Genomic DNA, 20,788 nt, shown 5'->3' with positions numbered 1-20,788 from the left:
CCGCAGTACGGTGGAACGGCCATGAACAGGGATTCCAGCGCGATCCGCCAGGAACTGCTGCGGCTGCGCGAGCAGACCGAAGCTCAGGTCACCGCCCTGGACGGCGATCTACGGAGCCTCTTCGAGGCGTCCCGGTCGTCCAACGCCGATGACGAGCACGACCCCGAGGGCAGCACGATCGCCTTCGAACGCGCACAGCTCACCGCCGTGCTGGACGCGGCCCGCCGACGCCTGGCCGAGCTGGACGTCGCGCTGCAACGGGTCGACGACGGCACCTACGGCGTGTGCGAACGGTGTTCCCGTCCCATTCCCCCCGAGCGCCTTGTCGCCCGCCCGTCGGCGCGTACGTGTGTGGCCTGCGCCAGCCGACGATGACGGCGCCCGCGAACGGGCGCCGTCGTCGTACCCGGTGATCAGCTGGCGCAGTACTTGGTGATCAGCTGGCGCAACAGCCGCCGGCCGGCGTGGCGTCGAGAGCGATGAGGCTGATCGGCGTGGACAGCAGCCCACCGGAGATGCCGGTGGACAGCCCTCGGGCCGACTCGGCGGTGGGCGTCGGCCCGCAGCAGTTGTCGCCGCTCGCCGAGTCGGCGGGGTTGCTGGTGCACACGCCGGTTTCGGGCAGGTCGAGCTGGACGTCCCGGGCGGCGACCCAGTCCCCGGCCAGGGCGGCGACGACGGAGCGGACCTGCTCGTAGCCGGTGGCCATGAGGAACGTCGGAGCGCGGCCGTAGGACTTCATGCCGACGGCGTAGTAGCCGCTCTCCGGGTGGGCGAGTTCGTCGACGCCGTGCGGGGGCACGGTGCCGCAGGAGTGCTCGTTCGGGTCGATCAGCGGGGCCAGCGCACGGGTGGCGCCCATGACCGGGTCCAGGTCCAGGCGCAGCTCAGCGGCGATGGTGTGGTCGGGGCGGAACCCAGTGGCGGCGACGATGCGGTCGACGGTGATCGACTCTTCACCGCCGTCGGCGTGCCGGACGACCACCGCAACGCGCCCGTCGGCCGGGGTGAGCGCATGCACGGAGAACCCGGTGAGCAGCCGGATCCGTCCGGCGTCGACGTGCGCACGCAGGCGCGCGCCGAGCGCACCCCGCGCCGGGAGGGCATCGGCGTCCCCGCCGCCGTAGGTACGCGCCGGGTTGGCCGTCCGGATCGCCCAGGTCACCTCGGTGCCGGGCTCCGCGGCGGCCAGCTCCGCCAGGGACAGCAGCGTGTTCGCGGCGGAGTGACCGGCGCCCACGACCAGGGTGTGTCGGCCGACGAACCGGTCCCGGTCGGCGCCGAGCACGTCCGGCAGCGCGTGCTCCAGGTACGCCGTCACGTCGGCCTCACCCTGCGCGGGCAGACCCGAGGCGCCGAGGACGTTCGGCGTACGCCAGGTGCCGGAGGCGTCGATGACGGCGCGGGCGACCAGTTCGTCGCCGTCGGCGAGGCGGATCAGGAACGGTGTGGTGTCGCGTCCGGCGGTGCGCAGCCGGTCGAGGCCGAGGCGGCTGATCGCCTCGACGCGTGCCCCGTACCGCAGGTGTGGCTTGAGCTGCGGCAACTCGGCGAGGGGCTGAAGGTAGTCGCCGGCCAGCTCCGCGCCGGTGGGCAGGGTCTCCAGGTCGGGGGCGACCCAACCGGCCTCGTCGAGGAGCCGACGGGCGGCCGGGTCGATGTTGTAGCGCCACGGCGAGAAGACACGCACGTGCCCCCACTGCCGTACGGCGGCGCCCGGGGTGTCGCCGGCTTCGAGGACGGTGAAGGTCAGGCCGCGCTCGTGCAGGTGCGCGGCGGCGGCGAGACCGGTCGGGCCGGCGCCGATGATCACGACGGGAAGGTTGTCCAGGGTGTGCATCGGTTGACTCCCTCAAGATGGTTCGTCAGGTGATGGTGGGGCTGCGGCGTTCCAGCAGGACGACGTCGCGCCAGCGGTCGTGGTGGCGACCAACCCGCTCGCGTACGCCGATGACGCGGAAGCCGGCGCGCTGGTGAAGCGCCAGGCTGGCGGTGTTCTCCGGGAAGACTCCGGACTGGATGGTCCAGATGCCGGCGGCCTCGGTGGAGGCGATCAGCGCGTCCAACAGCAGCCGGGCGACGCCACGCCCCTGGGCGGCCGGGTCCACGTAGACGGAGTGTTCGACCACACCGGCGTAGACAGCGCGGGTCGAGGTCGGCGAGACGGCGATCCAGCCGAGGACGGTGCCGTCGGGGTCGACGGCCACGAAGCGGTGCGCGCTCAGGCGCGCGGCGTCGAACGCCGCCCAGGTTGGCGCGGTGATCTCGAAGCTGGCGTTGCCGGCGTCGAGACCGGCCTGGTAGATCGCCAGGACCCGGTCGGCGTCGGCGAGGGTCAGGGGGCGCACGGTGATGTCGACCATCAACAGGTTCCGTTCCGGAGAGATCAGGTTTTCGAGGCCGCCTGTCTCGACGTCCGTCGAATCAGACAGTTGCACACTGATTAGATAAGTGTCAACCTAGAGCAATGTCTAATCAAGCAGCACCGGCCTCGGACGTGTCCTGCTGCCCCTCGCTGACAGAGCGACGCGTGCCGGCCGAGGCCGCCGCGGTGCTCGCCCCCGCGTTCAAGGCCCTCGGTGACCCGGTGCGACTGCAACTGATGTCGATGATCGCCTCCGCCGAGAGCGGTGAGATCTGCGTCTGCGATCTGACCCCCGCGTTCGACCTGACCGGCCCGACCATCTCGCACCACCTGAAGACCTTGCGCGAGGCGGGGCTCGTCGACGCCGAGCGCCGGGGCACCTGGGTCTACTACCGCGCCCGGCCGAGCATCCTGCGCCAGCTCGCCGCACTGCTCACCGCCACACCGGCACCGAGCGCCTGAGCGGCGCTCGGCCGCCATGACTGACACCTGCCCCGCACCTGCCCACCGACGGGAGTGCCCGTGAGCACCACCCTCCAGAGCGACCTGGACGAGAGTGCCGTGGTCGGTCGCCTCTCCCGACTCGACCGGTTCCTACCGGCCTGGATCGGGCTGGCCATGGTCGCCGGCCTGCTCCTCGGTCGTCTGATCCCCGGCCTCAACAGCGCGCTGGACTCGGTGACGATCGGCGGGATCTCACTACCGATCGCCATCGGCCTGCTGATCATGATGTACCCGGTGCTGGCGAAGGTCCGCTACGACCGGCTCGACACCGTCACCGGCGACCGCCGACTGCTGATCTCCTCGCTGGTCCTCAACTGGCTCGTCGGCCCGGCCGTGATGTTCGCCCTGGCCTGGATCTTCCTGGCCGATCAGCCCGCGTACCGCACGGGCCTGATCATCGTCGGCCTGGCCCGCTGCATCGCCATGGTCATCATCTGGAACGACCTCGCCTGCGGCGACCGGGAGGCCGCCGCCGTCCTGGTCGCGCTCAACTCCGTCTTCCAGGTCGTCGCCTTCGGCCTGCTCGGCTGGTTCTACCTCTCCGTACTCCCCCAGTGGCTGGGGTTGTCCGGCGCCGAGTTGACGATCTCGGCGTGGGACATCGCCCGCAACGTGCTCATCTTCCTCGGCATCCCGCTGCTCGCCGGCTACCTCACCCGCCGCCTCGGCGAACGCGCCAAGGGCCGTGACTGGTACGAGGCCCGCTTCCTGCCCCGGATCGGCCCCGCCGCCCTCTACGGGCTGCTGTTCACGATCGTGATCCTGTTCGCACTGCAGGGAGACGCCATCACCAGCCGGCCCCTGGACGTCGTCCGCATCGCCCTGCCCCTGCTGGTGTACTTCGCGCTCATGTGGGCCGGCTCCTACGCTCTCGGCCGGGCCATCGGACTCGGCTACGAGCGCACCACCACCCTGGCCTTCACCGCCGCCGGCAACAACTTCGAACTCGCCATCGCCGTCGCGATCGGCACGTTCGGCGTCGCCTCCGGTCAGGCCCTCGCCGGGGTCGTCGGCCCGCTGATCGAGGTGCCCGTCCTGGTCGGGCTCGTCTACCTCTCACTGTGGGCGCGCCGCCGGTTCTTCGCTGCCGCACCCTCAGCAACCGTGTAACCCGGAAGGCAACCCCTCATGAGCGACAAGCCCAGCGTCCTGTTCGTCTGCGTCCACAACGCCGGCCGTTCCCAGATGGCCGCCGGCTGGCTACGCCACCTCGCGGGCGACAGCGTCGAGGTCCGCTCTGCCGGCTCCGCGCCGGCCGAGACGGTCAACCCCGCCGCCGTGCGTGCCATGCGGGAGGTCGGCATCGACATCACCGACCAGACCCCAAAGCTCCTGGAGTACGCGACCGCGGAGTCCTCTGACGTCATCGTGACGATGGGCTGCGGCGACACCTGTCCGGTCTTTCCTGGCAAGCGCTACGAGGACTGGAAGCTCGATGACCCGGCCGGCAAGGGCGTCGAGGCCGTCCGCCCGATCCGCGACGAGATCCGGGCGCGGGTGGAGAGGCTCCTCGCCGAACTGCACGCTTCCCCCGCTGCCGGAGAGTCGGCAGCGGGGGCGCGAACGCCAGCAGCATGACGGCCGGGCTCCCCCACAGGGGAGCCCGGCCGTCCGCTGGTCAGCAGTACAGGTTGGCCCCGGCGGCGACGCCGAGGATGCCGACGAACTGCTGGTACTTCGTGACGCGGCTCTGCACCTGGCCGGAGTTGCCACCGTTGCACTCGATCGAGCCGTTGATGCTGCGGATGGTCTCACCGAACCCGGCGCCGTTGACCATCGCGTTGTGGGGGGTCATGGTGCCCGGCCCGGTCTGGGTCATCCAGTACCAGATGGCGGTCTTCCAGGCCACCGAGGCGTCGGTCTGCACCAGCCACGGGTTGGTCAGCAGGGGCAGCCCGAGGGCGTTCCCGGCGGCGTTGTAGTTGAAGTTCCAGCTGAGCTGGATCGGCCCCCGACCGTAGTAGGCGGCCTGGCCGGCGGGGCAGCCGTAGGGCTGACCCGAGTCGCAGTAGTGCGGATAGTTCGCGGTGTTCTGCTCCACGATGTGGACGAGCCCACCGGTCTCGTGGTGCGCGTTCGCCAGGAAGGCCGCGGCCTCCTGGCGCTGGACGGTGGCACTGCCGCTCCTGGTGAACGCCGAGTAGGCGCTGAGTGCCGCGACCAGCCCGGAGTACGTGTAGAAGGAGTTGCGACCCGGGAACATCTGGTTGAACTGGGCCTCGGTCACCACGAAGCCGCCGGGGTTGGTGGGCGGCGGGGTGGTGGGCGGTTGACCGCCGCAGGCATAGGGCTCCCAGTACCAGGTGCTGATGATGGGGTCGTAGCCCGGGTTGTCGTGCTCGGCGATGTAGTACTGGCCGTTGGTGTAGCGCACGATGCTTCCCGTGGCGTACCAGGTGCCGGCGGTCCAGTTCGGATAGTTGCAGGCGCCCGTGGGCGGCGGCGTGGTGCCACCTCCGCAGGAGCCCAGGTCCTGCCAGACGCCGGTGGTCCCCGGCGGAGCCTCGTTCTGGGTCCACCACTGCGCCTGGTAGTTGCGGCCGTTGTGAGAGACCTGGGCCCCTCCGGTGTAGACGGCCGACGATTGCCAGGATGCCGCACAGGCCGCGGCCGACGCCGGGGTCGACGGCAGGACCGCCAACAGGCCGCCGGCGACCGTCAGTGCCACGAGCGCGGCCAGGGCGCGCAGTCTCGACATAGTCACTCCTTCCCTGGGATTTCGAGCGTCAGATCGACGGGAGTGACTGTAACACCATCTGTTCACAATCTTTACTATTAGGTGGACTAGAAGTCGTCGTCGAAGGCGACCGTGCCGGTCACGCCGACCTGGTACGCCGACACCCGCCGCTCGAAGAAGTTGGACAGCTCCTGCACGTCCTGCAGTTCCATGAACGCGAACGGGTTGCTCGACCCGTAGTGCGGCGCGATGCCGAGCTGGGCGAGGCGACGGTCGGCGACGTGCTGGAGGTACTCCCGCATGTCGGTCAACGTCAGGCCGGGCACGCCGTGGCCCACCAGGTCCTCCGCGAACTGCACCTCACACTCGACGGCCTCGGTGAGCATCTGCCGAACCTGGTCGGCGAGGTCGTCGTCGAACAGGTCCGGCTCCTCGCCCCGAACGGTGTCGACGACGTCGAACGCGAACGCCATGTGCATGGACTCGTCGCGGAACACCCAGTTGGTGCCGGAGGCCAGACCGTGCAGCAGGCCACGGGAGCGCAGGAAGTAGACGTACGCGAACGCGCCGTAGAAGAACAGCCCCTCGATGCAGGCGGCGAAGCAGATCAGGTTGAGCAGGAACGTCCGCCGGTCCTCCCGGGACCGCAGCTCTCGCAGCTCGCTCAGGGAGTCGATCCAGCGGAAGCAGAACTCGGCCTTGCGACGGATCGAGGGGATGTTCTCGATGGCCGCGAAGGCGGCGAACCGCTCGGTCTCGTCGGGCACGTACGTGTCGAGCAGGTTCAGATAGAACTGGACGTGCACAGCCTCCTCGAACAGCTGCCGGGACAGGTAGAGGCGACCCTCGGGGCTGTTGACGTGCTGGTACAGGTTGAGCACCAGGTTGTTGGCGACGATCGTGTCGCCGGTGGCGAAGAACGCCACCAAGCGGCTGACCAGGTGCCGCTCGGCCGGCGACAGCTTGTCGAGGTCGGCGAGGTCGGCGTGCAGGTCGACCTCCTCGACCGTCCAGGTGTTACGGATGGCGTCGCGGAACCGGTCGAAGAAGTGCGGGTAGCGCATCGGGCGGAGGGTGAGGTCCATCCCGGGGTCGAGCAGCATGTGCGTGGTCCTCGTGTCGGCGGTGGTGTCGGCGGTGGTCACTGGCAGGCCTCGCACGACTCGGGGTTCTCCAGCGAGCAGGCCAGCGTCTCGGCGTCCGACGGCGCGACAACCGCGACGGTGGCCTGCTGGATCCGCGTGGCGGGGCGCGAGCGCAGGTAGTAGGTGGTCTTCAGCCCGGCCTTCCAGGCGTACAGGTACATCGAGGAGAGCTTGCCGATGGTGGGCGAGGCCAGGAACAGGTTCAGCGACTGGGACTGGTCGATGAACGGGGCTCGGGCGGCGGCCAGGTCGATCAGCGCACGCTGCGGCAGCTCCCACGCGGTGCGGAACAACTCCCGGACGCCGGGCGGCAGCTCCGCGATGTCCTGCACCGATCCCTCCGCCCGCTTGATCGCCGACCGGATGCGGTCGGTCCACAGGCCACGAGCCTTCAGCTCGCGTACCAGAGCGGTGTTGACCTGGAGGAACTCCCCCGACAGGGTCTCGCGCTTGAACAGGTTGGACACCTGCGGCTCGATGCACTCGTAGCACCCGGCGATCGAGGCGATGGTCGCGGTCGGGGCGACCGCCACCAGCAGCGAGTTGCGCAGCCCGTACTCCTCGATCTGCTGCCGCAGCGCGGCCCAGCGCGCGGTCTGCGTGCCCTCGACACCCCACAGGTCGGGCTGAAGCTGGCCTCGCGCGACCCGGGTCTGTCCGTACGCCGGGTGCGCGCCGAAGCGGCGCGCCAGGTCGGCGGAGGTCTCCAACGCGGTCAGGTACAGCTCCTCGCTGATCCGGGTGGACAGCTCCCGCGCTGCCGGGGAGTCGAACGGCAGTCGCAGCGCGAAGAACACGTCCTGCAGGCCCATCAGCCCGAGCCCGACCGGCCGCCAGCGGGGATTGCTCGCCTCCGCCTGCGGGGTTGGGTAGTAGTTGATGTCGATGACCCGGTCGAGGAACGTCACGGCGGTGCGGATCGTGGCGCGCAGGCGCTCCCAGTCGATGCCGGCGTCGGTGAGGTGGGCGGCGACGTTCACCGAGCCCAGGTTGCACACCGCGGTCTCGGCGTCGCTGGACACCTCGATGATCTCGGTGCAGAGGTTGGACAGGTGCACCACGTTGCCCGGCTCGGCCGTCTGGTTGCACAGGCGGTTGGCGGCGTCCTTGAAGGTCATCCACCCGTTGCCGGTCTGGGCGAGGGTGCGCATCATCTTCCCGTACAGCTCCCGCGCCGGGACCTGCCGCACGTAGCGACCCTGCGCCTCGGCCTCCCGGTACGCGGCGTCGAACCGCTCCCCCCACAGGTCGGGCAGCTCCGGAACCTCGTGCGGGTCGAACAGCGACCACAGCTCGTCGGCCTCGACCCGGCGCATGAACTCGTCCGGGATCCAGTTGGCCAGGTTCAGGTTGTGGGTACGCCGGGCGTCCTCGCCGGTGTTGTCCCGCAGTTGCAGGAACTCCTCGATGTCCGGGTGCCACGGCTCCAGGTAGACGCAGGCCGCGCCCTTGCGTCGACCGCCCTGGTTGACCGCGGCGACGCTCGCGTCCAGCGTGCGCAACCAGGGCACGATCCCGTTGGACTGCCCGTTGGTGCCGCGGATCAGCGCGCCCCGGGATCGAACCCGGGAGTACGCGATGCCGATGCCACCGGCGAACTTCGACAGGTTGGCGACCTGCGCGTACCGCTGGTAGATCGAGTCCAGCTCGTCGCGCGGCGAGTCGACCAGATAGCAGGAGGACATCTGGGTGTGCCGGGTCCCGGAGTTGAACAGCGTCGGTGAGCTGGGCAGGTACGCCAGGCTGGACATCAGCCGGTAGAAGTCGACCGCCTCGTCGGGCGTACGGGACAACCCGCAGGCCACCCGCAGCAGCCAGTACTGCGGGGTCTCCAGCACCAGCCGGCTGGTGGGGTGGCGCAACAGGTACCGGTCGTACACCGTGCGCAGGCCGAAGTACTCGAACCTCCGGTCGCCGTCCGGGTCGATGGCGTCGTCGAGCATCGTGGCGTGCGCGGCGACGAAGGCGGCAGTGTCGTCACCGATCAGGCCCTCGGCGTGGCCGATCCGGATCGCCGCGCTGAACGAGGTGACGCCCTGCCGACGCACCTCCTTCTCGACGTAACCGGCCAGCAGCCGGGCGGCGAGGCGCGAGTACTGCGGTTCCTCGCCGATCATCTCGGCCGCGGTCTGGATGGACAGCCGGTCCAGCTCGGCCGTCGTCGCGCCGTCGTACAGGCCGCTGATCGTGCGGGTGGCCACGCGCATCGGGTCGACGTCGGCGAGGTCGTCGGCCCACCGCTCGACGGCCCGGACGATCTTGTTCACGTCCACGGACTCGGTGGCGCCGTTGCGCTTGCGGACCTGCATCGGCGTCCGCCGCGGGGCCGCCTCGCCGCTGGCCGGGACTACCTCGGTGACTGTCACCACTCACTCCTCGCGAGTTCGAGACCTGATGGCCCTCGGACGCGAGGAGAAGACGGACACCGGCGGACGCCACGCCGGTCAGGCGTGGGTCAGGTGGCGTCAGCCGTCCCACGCGGCCTCGGACCGCCGCCCACCCGGGTACGGGTGCGCGGCGCGCTGGCAGGTCTTCGGACTCGCGGGCACGACCGGGCTCGCCGATCTCCTACTGGCCGTCGCTTCCCAGGCCCATTGGTGGCCCAGTGCTCATGACGGCGGTCGTTCCCACTCACCGCTGCGGGACAGTCCCGGATTTTCACCGGGTTCCCTCTTGCCTCGACCACTCGGGATGAGCGGCCGAACCAGCTGCGCTCGACACCATATATAGGGACGCTGCGGTTGTCACACCCCACATGTCGGTCCCGGGCGTGTCGGTGGCGGGCTGGTGACGACCGTCACCGGTCCCCGGCCGGCGGGTCAGTTCGCGACGGCGACCGGCTCCGGGGCACGCGAGCGTCGCTCGGCCGCGAAGCTGACACCCGCGAGGCCCAGCCCGAGAATCGCAAGGGCCACGCCCACCCAGGCCGGCGCGAGGTAGCCGAAGCCCGCGGCGATGGCAACGCTGCCCAGAGCGGCGCCGAGGCTGTTCGCGATGTTCATGGCGGACTGGTTCATCGCCGCACCCATCAACTGCGCACCCGGCGCCACCGTGATCAGGCGCGCCTGTAGGACCGGCCCCAGGTAGAGGCTGGTCGCGCCCACCAGGAACGCGCCCACGAACAGGCCGACGCGGTTCGACGCGACGAGGCTGAAGACGGCGATGCTCACGATCATGGCGACGAAACCGACGATCATGCTCCGGCGCAGGTCCCGGTCCGCGAGCCAACCACCCAGGGCATTGCCGACGGTCATGCCCAGGCCCACCGCGACCAGCACCCACGGGACCGTCGCGGCCGAGAGGCCGGCGACGTCGGTGGTGACCGGTGCGATGTAGGTGTTGACCGCGAAGAACCCGGCGAAGCCCACCGCCCCGACGGCCGCGACGAGCCACACCTGCGAGGTCCGCAGCGCCCTCAACTCGGCGGCCGGGGATGCGTCGACCGCCGCGACGACCTCCGGGACGACCGCCAGAACCGCCAACAGGGTGAGCACGAACACCCCGGCGATGACCAGGTACGCCGTACGCCAACCGGCCGCCTGCCCGAGCCGCGTGATCAGGGGTACGCCCACGACGTTGCTCACGGTCAGGCCACTGAGCACGGCGGCGAACCCCCGGGCCTCGTTACCGGGGCCCATCAGGGTCGCCGCGAGCAGACCGGCCGCTCCGAAGTACGCGCCGTGCGGCAGCGCCGCGACGAACCGGGCCACCAGCACCAGGTCGAACGTCGGCGCGGTCGCCGACGCGATGGTGCCGACGACGAAGAGGACGAGCAGCCCGAGCACCAACTTCTTGCGTGGCAGTCGGGCGGTCAGGGCGGCGAGCAGGGGCGCGCCCACGACCACACCGAGCGCGTACGCGGTGATCATCCAGCCCGCCCGAGCCACCGCGCCCGACGATGACTGGGCGTACTGCTGCGGGAGTAGATCGCGGGCGATGTCGGGCAGGAGCCCCATCGCCACGAACTCGGTCAGGCCGACCGCGACCCCGCCCAGCGCCAACGCGACAACCGCCGCCAGGCGACGACCTCTGCTCAATCCATGCACCGAGCGAATTTAGCAACAGCGTTGCGTAATAGGGTGGTGGGATGACGCGCACCACAGCCGACGTCACCTTCCTGCGCGGCTACAACCAGGCGCTGGTCATGGCGTTGGGCCGTACCGTGCGGACGTTCGAGCGGTCGACCGTGGTCGACGCCACCGGCCTGACGCCACAGGCGGTCTCCAAGGTCATCGCCCGCCTGACCGCCGACGGCCTGCTCCGTCCCGCCGGCGTCCGCCGCCCGGGCATCGGCAAGCCCGCGGTCGTCTACGAACTCGTCCCGGAGAGCCGGTACGCGATCGGCGCCCACGTCGCCCGCCGCACGCTGCGGCTGGTGCTGGTCGACCTGGCAGGCACCGTGCACTACTCGGCGGTCAGCCCGCTGCCCGGCGACTTCACCCCGGAGCAGCTTCTCGACGCCCTGAAATCCGGCATCGACGCGATCACCGGCAGCAACGACCTCGATGGTCGGCTGACCGGCGTGGGCATCGGCATGATCGGCCCGCTGGACCACGCGAACGGCCTGGTCCGTGACGCCCACGGTCTGCGGCACTGGCACGACGTACCGCTGCGCGAGATCGCCGAGACGCACCTGGGCCTGCCCGTCCACCTCGACAAGGACGTCACCGCGGGGATCACGGCCGAGGCGTGGCGGCACGGCGGGACGTTCGGCGACGCGGTTCTCATCATGGTCGAGTCGGGCATCGGCGGGGGCTTCTGGCTGGGCGGCACGGCCCACCGGGGCGCGCACACCAACGCCGGGGAGTTCGGCCACACCGTTGTCGAACTGGACGGGCCGCCGTGCGTCTGCGGGCGCCACGGATGCCTGGAGATCGTGCACAACCACGCTGCCGAGGCCGGAGACATCGGGCGGGCCGCTCGCGTCCTGGCCGTCGGCGTCGTCAACCTGCTCCAGACACTCGACCTCTCCCACGTGGTGCTGGCGGGCGCCGATCTCCTGCGGCACGCGCAGCACTATCTCGCGGCGGTCGAGGAAGCCGTCCACACCGACGTGCCACGCGCGGACTGGCTCAGCACGGACGTGACGCTGTCCAGCCTGGGCGCGGACGTGATCGCCGCGGGTGCCGCCATGCAGGTCCTCGACAAGCACTACGGCGTTCCGGATCTCGCTCCGCCCCAGCGGCAACGATCCGCCGGACGGGACCGGCACTCGGGCGTAAAGATTTGATGTATCGAGTCAATGGATGGAACGAATCCCGCCGTCAATACGGTGATTCCGGAGGGCGAACGTCCAATCTTCAGAGCCGGCATCCGACTCCCCCGCACCACACCGTACGGGGCCTCCTGGACCACGCTGGGCCACCGTGCCAGCGCGAGCGGCGAGTTTCCACAGTGGATGGCACAAGCCTGCTACCAGGTGGGGATTGGTCGCCCGCAGCGGCCCGGCCCGGAGTTGACCACGACGACGAAGGCCGCGACGGAGGTCCGGCAACCGGTACGGAGGTCAGGAGGATACCGGTCGGCACCGGGTGGAAACGTTGGATGTCTATGGTCCAGGGATGATCGACGTCGTTGACGCGTCGAAGCGGCCCTCCGTATACTCCCAGTGATCATCTGATCTTTGGGTTAGCCGGGCGAGGAGCGCATGCCGCAGATCACTGCCGTCACCGTCGAGGACGTCCGCTTCCCCACCTCCCTGACCGCCGACGGGTCCGACGCCATGAACAAGGACGGCGACTACTCGGCGGCCTACGTCGTTCTGCACACCGACGGCGTCGACAGCGGGGGTGCGCCGCTCGCGGGTCACGGCCTGACCTTCACCATCGGTCGAGGCAACGACATCGTCGTCGCGGCGGCGGTCCACCAGGCGCGGCGGCTCGTGGGTCTGGACGTGGCGACGATGGCGGCGGACATGGGGGCGGTCTACCGCCTGCTCACCTCCGACTCGCAGCTGCGGTGGCTCGGGCCGGAGAAAGGTGTCGTCCACCTGTCCCTCGCAGCCGTGCTGAACGCCTCGTGGGACCTGGTCGCCCGGGTCGCCGACAAGCCGCTGTGGCGCCTGCTCGTCGACATGTCCCCCGAGCAACTCGTCGACATCGCGGACCTGCGCTACCTGTCCGACGCACTGACCCGGGACGAGGCACTGGCCATCCTGCGCGCCAGGGAGAGCACGAAGGCCGATCGCCTCGCCGAGCTCGCCCGCACCGGCTACCCCGCCTACACCACCTCCGCGGGCTGGCTCGGCTACGACGACGACAAGCTGCGCCGGCTGTGCCAGGAAGCGGTGGACACCGGCTACGGCTACGTCAAGCTCAAGGTGGGCGCCGACCTCGACGACGACATCCGGCGGTGCACGATCGCCCGGGAGATCCTCGGCCCACACCGCAACCTGATGATCGACGCCAACCAGGTGTGGGACGTCGGTCAGGCCATCGAGTGGGTCAGGGCGCTCGCCCAGTTCACGCCACTGTGGATCGAGGAGCCGACCAGCCCCGACGACATCCTGGGCCACGCGGCCGTCCGCCGTGCTGTCGCTCCCATCGGGGTCGCCACCGGCGAGCACTGCCACAACCGGGTGATGTTCAAGCAGCTGTTCCAGGCCGGGGCCATCGACTTCTGCCAGTTGGACACCGGCCGCCTGGCCAGCATCAACGAGATCGTCGCCGTGCTGCTCCTCGCTGCGAAGTTCGGCGTCCCCGTCTGCCCACACGCCGGCGGTGTCGGGCTGTGCGAGATGGTCCAACACGTGTCGGTGCTCGACTACGTCGCGATCTCGGGGGATCTCACCGACCGTGTCACCGAGTTCGTCGACCACCTGCACGAACACTTCACCGATCCGTGTGTCGTCCGGGACACCGGGTGGGGCAGCGGTTACGTGCTGCCCGACCGGCCCGGCTACTCCACCCAGATGCGTCCCGAGTCGGTCGCGCGCTACCGGTTCCCCGACGGCCACTACTGGGCCGCACCGACTACCGTGTCATCTCCGGAGCCGTACGTGATCGCGGGTGGGACGGCCACCCCCGCCGGCCGCTAGGGGGTGTCATGTCTCGCACCGACGAAGTGGTGAACGGCATCAAGCGGATGATCCTGGAAGGGACATTAAAGCCCGGGGACCGGCTGCCCATCGAGAAGGACCTGGCCGAGTCGCTCGGCGTCTCGCGGGGATCGCTGCGCGAGGGGATGTCAGCCCTGTCGATCCTTGGCATCGTCAACATCCGCCAGGGTGACGGCACCTACGTCACGAACCTCGACGCGCCGCAACTGCTGGCCCCGATGGGGTTCGTGGTCGATTTTCAGGGCCAGGGCGACCCACGGCACATCCACACCGTCCGACGGCTGCTGGAGTGCGAGGCCGCCCGGTTGGCGGCGACCAGGATCACCGACGAGGCCCTCGCCCAGGCAGGGGAACTGCTCGACGAGGCGGCCCGGATCGTCGGTCAGTCACCTCAGGACCACGAGCGGCTCCTCGAGATCGACATCGCCTTTCACCGGATCATCGCTGTGCACACCGAGAATCCGGTGCTCGTCGGCCTGATCGAGGCGTTCGCCGGGCGCACCGTACGCGGGCGGCTCTGGCGGAGTCTGCACGAGGAGGGCGCGGACCGGCGTACCCACGACGAGCACGTGTCGATCCTGAAGGCCCTCCTGGCCCGCGACCCGGAGCGGGCCCGCATCCGGATGGCCAACCACCTGATCGGGGTGGAGGAGTCGTTGTACGGGTTACCCGACGACGGCGACGTGAGCGCCGAGACCGCACGGTCCTGAGCGCCCCGGTGGACGACCGCCGTCATCGCTCGTCCCGTTCGGCGCTGGTGCTCCCGGTCATCGCCGCGACCAGGTCGTCGGTGGTGACCTCGTCCGCGCGAAGCCGGGCTGCCCGCCGGCCGAGGCGCAGCACCTCGACCCGGTCGGCGATCTCGAGCACCTGCGGCATGTTGTGGCTCACCAGCACCACCGACATGCCGGCGTCACGGGCACGCCGGACGACGTCGAGCACCCGCCCGGTCTGGACAACGCCGAGCGCGGCGGTGGGCTCGTCGAGGATGACCACGTTGGTCGCCCAGATGATGGCGCGGGCCACCGCGACGCACTGCCGTTGCCCACCGGACAACATCGCGATCGGGGTGGTGACCCGGGGGATCCGCACGCCCAGCTCGTCGAGGGCCGCGGCGGCGCCCTGCCGCATGGCGCGCTTGTCGAGCAGCCCCAGCCGACCGAGTGGCCCGGAGCGCAGGATCTCCCGCCCGAGATACAGGTTGGCGGCCACGCTGAGGTCGTCGGCGACGGCGAGATCCTGGTAAACGGTCTCCACCCCCGCGCGCCGGGCGTCGACGGGGGTGGCGAACTGGACGGGACGACCGCCGACCCGGATCTCGCCCTTGTCGGGCGGGTGCACACCGGACAGCGTCTTGATCAAGGTGCTCTTCCCGGCGCCGTTGTCGCCGATCAGCGCGACGACCTCGCCCCGGTGGACGGTGAAGTCGGCACCGCGCAGCGCCTCGACGTGCCCGAACCGCTTGACGATGCCGCGGGCTTCGAGAACCGGTGGTTCCTCGGCGGTCGGTTGCTGATCGCTGTCGGCGGTGGCGGTTGGGGTGGTGCCCATCACTGCACCGGAGGGTTGGCGCAGCTGGGTTCGAGCACCGCCTTGATCTCCGCGGAGTCGATGTTCTCCTTGGTGACGAACGTGACGCCGGTGTCCGCCGACGCCAGCGGTGCCTTGTCCCGGAGGTGCTTGACCATCTTGTCGACGCCGAAGTAGCCCATCTTGAACGGGTTCTGCACGACCAGCGCCGAGATCTGACCGCTGCGCAGCCCGGCGACCTCGTCCGGGGCGGCGTCCCAGCCGATGATGACCACCTTGCCCGACTTGTTCGACGCCTGGATGGCCTGCGCCGCGCCGAGCACGCTCGGCTCGTTGGCGGCGAAGACGCCGGCGAGGTTGGGGTTGGCGGTGAGGATGTTCTCGGTGACGCGTCGCGCCTCGTTGACGTCACTACGGCTGGGCTGCTGGCCGACCAGCTTCAGGTTGGGGAACTGGGCGAGGCCGGCCTTGAAGCCGTCGACCCGTTCGGTGTTGGTCTGCGAACCGGGCTGGAACTCGACCAGCGCGACCTCGTGGTTGCCGGGGCCCAGTTCGGTGGCGAGCAGCTTCGCCGCCTCGGTGGCCGACGCACGGTTGTCGGTGGCGAACAGGGGCACGCCCGACGGCTGCGGGCTGGTGCCAGAGTCGATCATCGCGACCGGGATCTTGGCACCGAGCGCCTGATCGGTGGCCGGTGCCAACGCGCGGGAGTCGGTCGCCGCGTAGACGATGCCGTCGACCTTCTTGGTGACGAAGTTCTGGATCAGGTTGACCTGGCCCTCGACATCGGTCTCGGTGGTCACGCCGTCCCACTGGACGGTGACGTTTCCCGCGCGCTGCGCGGCGCACTCCGCGCCCGCCTTCACCGTGTTCCAGTAGTCGGCCCCGACGGCCTTCGGTACGACGGCGAGCTTCAACGGACCGCTCGCGTCCTTGGTCGCGCCGTCACCTCCGTCGCGGACCTCGACCCCGCCGCAGGCGCTGAGAAGAGCGGTCGCCGCGGCCACGGCCAGGATGGCCTGTGCGCGCAGGAGGGGCCCTCGCGCCCGCCGGCTGGTGGTGGTGGTGGTGGTGGTGTGCGCCATGGTGTGTGTCCTTCCTCGTTCGGACTCTCGGAATGGCATGTCAACCGCGGGATTCCAACCGCCGGCGGCGGTACTGGTCGAAGTAGACGGCGGCCCAGATGATCAGGCCGACGATCACCTGCTGGTAGTGGATGCTGATGTCGAGCAGGACGGCGCCGTTGCGGACCAGGGCGATGAGGAACGCGCCGATGATCGTCCCGACGATCCGGCCCTGACCCCCGAACAGGCTGGCTCCGCCGATGACCGCGGCGGCGATCACGTCGAGTTCCAGCGAGATCCCGTAGTTGGGCTGGCCGGAGTTGACCCGGGAGGCGGCGATCATGCCGCCCAGCCCGACCAGCACACCCGCCAGCACGTACACCCCGGTCAGGTGACGCCCCACCCGGATGCCGGAGCGCCGGGCGGCCTCCAGATTGGAGCCCATCGCGTAGGTGTGCTGACCGAAGCGGGTCTGGGAGAGCAGGAAGGCAACACCGACGGCGACGAGAACGGTGATCACCACGGCGAACGGAATGCCGAGGATCTCCCCGTTGCCGAGCAGTTGGAACGATCGGGGCAGGCCGTAGACGCCGACCGCTCCAGTGATGATGAAGACGAGACCGCGGCCCACGGACATCGTTCCCAGGGTCGCGATGAACGGCGGAATCCGGGCCACGGTCACCAACAGCCCGTTCAAGAGCCCAGCCAGCGCGCCGACGCCGATCGCGACCACCGTCGCCGCCCAGAGCGGAAAGCCGAGGTCGCGGACGACCATCGCTCCCACAACGCCGGCGAGCGCGGCGACCGACCCCACGGACAGGTCGATGCCCTTCGTGATGATGACCATCGTCTGCGCCGTGGCGATGATGGCGATCACCGCGGTCTGTGCCCCGATGTTGAACAGGTTGTCCGCCGTCAGGAAATACGGACTGGCGAAGGTCAACGCGATGAACAGGACGACGAGCGCGGTGGCGGCGGTGAACTCGGAGACGGCGTGGGAGATCCGTTCCCGGAACCAGTCGCTGGGTTCGGCGCGCTGCGTGTCGGCGGTTGCCTCGACGGAACTCATCGTCGGACCTGACCTCCCCAAGCGTGGCGCCGGCACGCGACGGAGAACCCGCCGGCACGCCACGCACCTGTGAGCAACCGAGCCTCCTCGGAAGGGACAGGCACGGGCTCACGCCCGCACCACCCGGGGAGATAGGTCGGATGTTTCCCTCAATCAGGCGTTACCCTGCCACGCATTCACAGGTGTTGCCAAGGTCTTGCGGGCATGTTTTGTCATCGTTACCCGAGCCACCGGAGGCATACGTCTGATCAAAACGGCGCAACCTGCAGCCGAACGGCACGGCCCCGCCGTTGCGGTGTCGCCGAACGGCGGTCGACCAGTCGAGGTCCACACAGGATCGACGGTCACGACGGACCGTGGACCCTCCTGCCGAAGCCAGCGAGGGCTCCCGGCCGGTCAGGCCGCGGGCCCCCGCGTCGTCACGACGCCGCCAGCCGGTACGCCCGCCGGGCGGTCTGTCGCCAGATCGCGGCACGCTCGTCGTCGCGGAGCGGGTCCAGCAGATCGGCGAGGACCTCGACCCATCGGGTGTACGAGGTGGCGAGCAGGCACACCGGCCAGTCCGAGCCGAACATCAGCCGGTCCGGTCCGAACACGTCGAGCGCGTGCTCGACGGCGGGCCGCACGTCCGACGTCGTCCAGGACGGCCCGTCCACCTCGGTCACCAGGCCGGACAGCTTCGCCGTCGTGTTGGGCTCGGCGGCGAGCGCCCGCAGGTCACGGGGCCAGTCGCCGAGGCCGGCGCGCCCGAGCTCGGGCTTGCCGAGGTGGTCCAGGACGAACCGCATCTGGGGCAGGTCGCGGACGAGCCGGGTGGCCGCCGGCAGTTGGTGGTGGCGCACCAGCAGGTCGAAGGCGAGGCCGGCGGCGCCCACGGCGGCGATGCCCCGCCGGACGTCCGGGCGGTCGAGGTACGCCGGGTCGGGTTCGGACTGGACGAGGTGACGGATGCCGACCAATCGCTCTCCGCCCCGTGCCGCCCGGAGTCGGCCGAGGCGATCACCGACGTCGTCGGCGGTGAGGTCGACCCAGCCGACGACCCCGACGATGAGAGGGTCGTCGGCCGCGATGCCCAGCAGCTCGGGCGTCTCCGTCCGAGCGGCGACGGACTGCACGACGACGGTCTGGGTGACTCCGACGGCCCGGGCCACCGGGGCGAGGTCGACCGGGGTGAAGTCGTCGTCGATCGCGGCCATGGTGTGCGGATCGATCCAGGGCTGCGGGTGCCGTGCCCGGACCCAGAGGTGGTGGTGCGCGTCGACAATGCCCTGTCGCTGCGCCGCCTCGTTGGTCGTCATCGGACACATCCTGGCACGTTCACGGAAACCCACACCCCGCCCAGTCATTGGTCGAACGCCCGGGTCGGCCCGGTGTTTCGGACCTGATCCGGCAGTCTGACCATGTTAGCGGTAACAGGTCCGACCGACTTGAGTTTTGGTATGACGAATCCGCTGATGCCGAACTGAGTCACCGAAGCGTCGACAAGCTGACGCGTCCGGCTCGCGATGCCGGGTTGACCGCCTCAGGCGGCACCGCTACCGTCGACCCACTATCTGCGGCGACGCGAGGGAAGCCGGTGTGAATCCGGCGCGGTCGCGCCACTGTGAGCGGTTTCCCAGCTTGGATGGGGGGCCGCGAGCCAGGACGCTCGGTCGTCCGCAGCCTTGCGATGGGGACGCGTCATCCCCGGGGAGGTTCGTGTACGCATGTCTAGTTCCACGTCCAGCCAGCCGTTGGTGCATCCCGCTGGCACCGCCCGTCTCCTGTGGATGGTCCTGGCGACCGTCGTCGTGCTCACCCTGCTGGCCTACCTCGTCGCCTTCGACCAGGGGGCGGTCTCGCGCAGCGGCATGTACCTGCACGAGCTGATGCACGACGGCCGGCACCTGCTGGGTGTTCCGTGCCACTGAACGACACCACCGCTCCCCCGTTCGTCACCGTCCTCGTCCGCGGGCTGCTCGCCGGCCTGATCGCCGGGCTGCTCGCCGGGACGTTCGCCTACGTCGCCGGTGAGCCGCACGTCGAGGCGGCCATCGCGATCGAGGAGGCGGCGGCGCACACCGAGCCCGCAGCCGGTGGGCACCAGCACGACGACGAGGATGCCCTGGTCACCCGGAGTGGCCAACGCGGCGGCCTGTTCCTGGCCACCGGCCTGTTCGGCGCCGCGATGGGTGGTCTGCTGGCCACGGCGTACGTCCTGCTGTCCCGCCGCCGGCGGGCCTACGACGACGGGCGGTCGGGCCTGCTGCTGGCCGGCGCGGCGCTGCTCGGCGCGGTGATCGTGCCGTTCCTCAAGTATCCGGCGAACCCACCGGCGGTCGGCGACCCGGCGACCATCAACCAACGAACGGGCACCTACCTGCTGATGGTGGTGCTCGGTCTGGTGGCCGTCTGGGCCGGCTCACTGGGCTACCGAGCGGTCGGCGACCAGGCGCCGTCGTGGCTGCGTATCGCCGCGGCCGTAGGCGGATTCCTGCTGGTCACGGCAGTGTCGTACGTGGTGTTGCCGTCCTTCCAGGAGGTCCCGGCCGATTTCCCCGCGACCCTGCTGTGGGACTTCCGGCTCGCCTCGCTCGGCACCCAGGTGGTGCTCTGGACCGGGATCGGCCTGCTGTTCGCGGCCCTGATGCACCACGACCAGCGCCGCCGGGCCGCCCCAGCACTTCCGAGCACGTGACCGCGACCAGCCTCCGGCTGGTCGCCCACGGTCGCACCGCCGCCCTGCGGCAGGCCCGGTTCGGCGGGACCGACGACGGATTGGACGAGGGTGGCCGACGCTCCGCCCTCGTCCTGTCCCCCGCCGGACCCGACCGGCGGGCGCTGCTGGGCGGCACCGCCGTGTGCCTGTCCAGCCCTGCGACGGCGGCCACCCAGACCGCGTACGCCCTCGGCCTCACGCCCACCGTCGAGGCGGCGCTGGCCGACTGCGACTACGGCCACTGGACCGGCCGGTCGCTGGAGGAGATCGGCACCGAGCAGCCCGACGCGCTGCACGAGTGGTTGTCCGCGCCGGACGCCGCGCCGCACGGGGGCGAGTCGGTTCTGGCGGTGCGCAACCGGGTCGGACACTGGCTGGACGGGCAGCGCGGCCTCGGTCGGCGGGTCATCGCCGTCACTCACCCGCTCGTGATCCGGGTCGCGGTCGTGCACGCGCTGGGGCTGCCGATGGCGACGTACCGGCAGCTGGACGTCGAGCCGTTGGCGATCGTCCAACTCACCGACCATGGCTCACGGTGGCAGCTACGACTGAGCGCGCCGTTACGAGGCGGACCGGCGACCGCCGAGGGTCGACCGCCCCCCATCCCTCGCGCCGAACCGCGGCCAGCCCACGGCGGAACGGTCGTACCTCGGCGAAGTTGGGCGCGACCTGCACCTCG

20 protein-coding genes and 2 riboswitches are annotated in these 20,788 nt (G+C 70.2%); of the genes, 10 read left to right on the top strand and 10 right to left on the bottom strand.

Annotation, left to right across the window (positions count from 1 at the left end; all coding sequences use genetic code 11):
- Positions 1-21: 21 nt before the first annotated feature.
- Entirely contained in the window at positions 22-375 is a 354-nt protein-coding gene (locus ABZS37_RS27965) for a TraR/DksA C4-type zinc finger protein (protein WP_355173775.1), read from the top strand.
- A gap of 61 nt (positions 376-436) precedes the next feature.
- Here ABZS37_RS27965 and ABZS37_RS27960 read toward each other — a convergent pair whose 3' ends face one another.
- On the bottom strand, positions 437-1,840 hold the full coding sequence (locus tag ABZS37_RS27960) for an FAD-dependent oxidoreductase (RefSeq protein ID WP_355173773.1): 1,404 nt from the start codon (positions 1,838-1,840) through the stop codon (positions 437-439).
- A 25-nt stretch (positions 1,841-1,865) separates the two neighbouring features.
- On the bottom strand, positions 1,866-2,363 hold the full coding sequence (locus ABZS37_RS27955) for an N-acetyltransferase family protein (RefSeq protein ID WP_355173771.1): 498 nt from the start codon (positions 2,361-2,363) through the stop codon (positions 1,866-1,868).
- A gap of 104 nt (positions 2,364-2,467) precedes the next feature.
- Here ABZS37_RS27955 and ABZS37_RS27950 point away from each other — a divergent pair, with 104 nt between their 5' ends.
- Genes ABZS37_RS27950 through ABZS37_RS27940 form a run of 3 tightly spaced genes read left to right on the top strand, consistent with a single transcriptional unit; the run spans position 2,468 to position 4,447 of the window.
- Positions 2,468-2,827, top strand: coding sequence for a metalloregulator ArsR/SmtB family transcription factor (locus tag ABZS37_RS27950; RefSeq protein WP_355173769.1), 360 nt, complete (start codon positions 2,468-2,470; stop codon positions 2,825-2,827).
- Positions 2,828-2,887: 60 nt separating this feature from the next.
- Positions 2,888-3,979 carry an ACR3 family arsenite efflux transporter gene (arsB, locus tag ABZS37_RS27945; RefSeq protein WP_355173767.1) on the top strand — a complete coding sequence of 364 codons (1,092 nt, stop codon included), beginning with the start codon at positions 2,888-2,890 and terminating at the stop codon, positions 3,977-3,979.
- A gap of 18 nt (positions 3,980-3,997) precedes the next feature.
- Positions 3,998-4,447, top strand: coding sequence for an arsenate reductase ArsC (locus ABZS37_RS27940; RefSeq protein ID WP_355173765.1), 450 nt, complete (start codon positions 3,998-4,000; stop codon positions 4,445-4,447).
- Positions 4,448-4,487: 40 nt separating this feature from the next.
- Here the strand turns inward: ABZS37_RS27940 and ABZS37_RS27935 are convergent, their stop codons facing one another.
- The 4 genes from ABZS37_RS27935 to ABZS37_RS27920 all read right to left on the bottom strand — a co-directional run bounded on the left by ABZS37_RS27935 (position 4,488) and on the right by ABZS37_RS27920 (position 10,737).
- Complete coding sequence (locus ABZS37_RS27935; protein WP_355173763.1) at positions 4,488-5,567, bottom strand: glycoside hydrolase family 19 protein; 1,080 nt, start codon at positions 5,565-5,567, stop codon at positions 4,488-4,490.
- Positions 5,568-5,653: 86 nt separating this feature from the next.
- Complete coding sequence (locus ABZS37_RS27930) at positions 5,654-6,649, bottom strand: ribonucleotide-diphosphate reductase subunit beta (RefSeq protein ID WP_355173875.1); 996 nt, start codon at positions 6,647-6,649, stop codon at positions 5,654-5,656.
- 38 nt (positions 6,650-6,687) lie between these two features.
- On the bottom strand, positions 6,688-9,000 hold the full coding sequence (locus tag ABZS37_RS27925) for a ribonucleoside-diphosphate reductase subunit alpha (protein ID WP_355173873.1): 2,313 nt from the start codon (positions 8,998-9,000) through the stop codon (positions 6,688-6,690).
- Positions 9,001-9,197: 197 nt separating this feature from the next.
- Positions 9,198-9,415: riboswitch (cobalamin riboswitch) on the bottom strand.
- A gap of 95 nt (positions 9,416-9,510) precedes the next feature.
- Positions 9,511-10,737: an MFS transporter gene (locus ABZS37_RS27920; RefSeq protein WP_354997591.1), complete on the bottom strand. Its 1,227-nt coding sequence runs from the start codon at positions 10,735-10,737 to the stop codon at positions 9,511-9,513.
- Positions 10,738-10,778: 41 nt separating this feature from the next.
- Between ABZS37_RS27920 and ABZS37_RS27915 the strand changes: the two genes are divergently transcribed.
- From ABZS37_RS27915 to ABZS37_RS27905, 3 genes are all read left to right on the top strand, one after another.
- Positions 10,779-11,921 (top strand): ROK family protein, encoded by a 1,143-nt coding sequence (locus ABZS37_RS27915; RefSeq protein WP_355173761.1) that lies wholly within the window; start codon positions 10,779-10,781, stop codon positions 11,919-11,921.
- A 417-nt stretch (positions 11,922-12,338) separates the two neighbouring features.
- Entirely contained in the window at positions 12,339-13,727 is a 1,389-nt protein-coding gene (locus ABZS37_RS27910) for an enolase C-terminal domain-like protein (RefSeq protein ID WP_355173759.1), read from the top strand.
- A gap of 8 nt (positions 13,728-13,735) precedes the next feature.
- Positions 13,736-14,458 (top strand): FadR/GntR family transcriptional regulator, encoded by a 723-nt coding sequence (locus ABZS37_RS27905; protein ID WP_355173757.1) that lies wholly within the window; start codon positions 13,736-13,738, stop codon positions 14,456-14,458.
- 22 nt (positions 14,459-14,480) lie between these two features.
- Here the strand turns inward: ABZS37_RS27905 and ABZS37_RS27900 are convergent, their stop codons facing one another.
- The 4 genes from ABZS37_RS27900 to ABZS37_RS27885 form a co-directional block, all read right to left on the bottom strand.
- Positions 14,481-15,299, bottom strand: a complete 819-nt coding sequence (locus ABZS37_RS27900) for an ATP-binding cassette domain-containing protein (protein ID WP_355173755.1) — start codon at positions 15,297-15,299, stop codon at positions 14,481-14,483.
- Entirely contained in the window at positions 15,299-16,363 is a 1,065-nt protein-coding gene (locus tag ABZS37_RS27895) for an ABC transporter substrate-binding protein (RefSeq protein WP_355173753.1), read from the bottom strand. Before ABZS37_RS27895 ends, ABZS37_RS27900 begins: the two co-directional genes overlap by 1 nt.
- A 40-nt stretch (positions 16,364-16,403) precedes the next feature.
- Positions 16,404-17,411 carry an ABC transporter permease gene (locus ABZS37_RS27890; RefSeq protein WP_355173751.1) on the bottom strand — a complete coding sequence of 336 codons (1,008 nt, stop codon included), beginning with the start codon at positions 17,409-17,411 and terminating at the stop codon, positions 16,404-16,406.
- A 419-nt stretch (positions 17,412-17,830) separates the two neighbouring features.
- Positions 17,831-18,709 (bottom strand): amidohydrolase family protein, encoded by an 879-nt coding sequence (locus ABZS37_RS27885; RefSeq protein WP_355173749.1) that lies wholly within the window; start codon positions 18,707-18,709, stop codon positions 17,831-17,833.
- 270 nt (positions 18,710-18,979) lie between these two features.
- Positions 18,980-19,059: riboswitch (cobalamin riboswitch) on the top strand.
- Between the two features lie 58 nt (positions 19,060-19,117).
- Here ABZS37_RS27885 and ABZS37_RS27880 point away from each other — a divergent pair.
- The 3 genes from ABZS37_RS27880 to ABZS37_RS27870 form a co-directional block, all read left to right on the top strand.
- Positions 19,118-19,321, top strand: coding sequence for a CbtB domain-containing protein (locus ABZS37_RS27880; protein WP_355173747.1), 204 nt, complete (start codon positions 19,118-19,120; stop codon positions 19,319-19,321).
- On the top strand, positions 19,312-20,088 hold the full coding sequence (locus ABZS37_RS27875; RefSeq protein ID WP_355173745.1) for a CbtA family protein: 777 nt from the start codon (positions 19,312-19,314) through the stop codon (positions 20,086-20,088). The genes ABZS37_RS27880 and ABZS37_RS27875 overlap by 10 nt, the downstream gene beginning before the upstream one ends.
- Positions 20,085-20,788 (top strand): histidine phosphatase family protein (locus ABZS37_RS27870; protein WP_355173743.1); only part of this gene is annotated, 704 nt, incomplete at its 3' end. The genes ABZS37_RS27875 and ABZS37_RS27870, both read left to right, overlap by 4 nt.

This window comes from Micromonospora sp. NPDC005413, assembly GCF_040606435.1.
Lineage (GTDB): Bacteria > Actinomycetota > Actinomycetes > Mycobacteriales > Micromonosporaceae > Micromonospora.
Note: the sequence above shows the minus strand (reverse complement) of the source record. Positions and strands in the feature narration are given on the sequence as shown.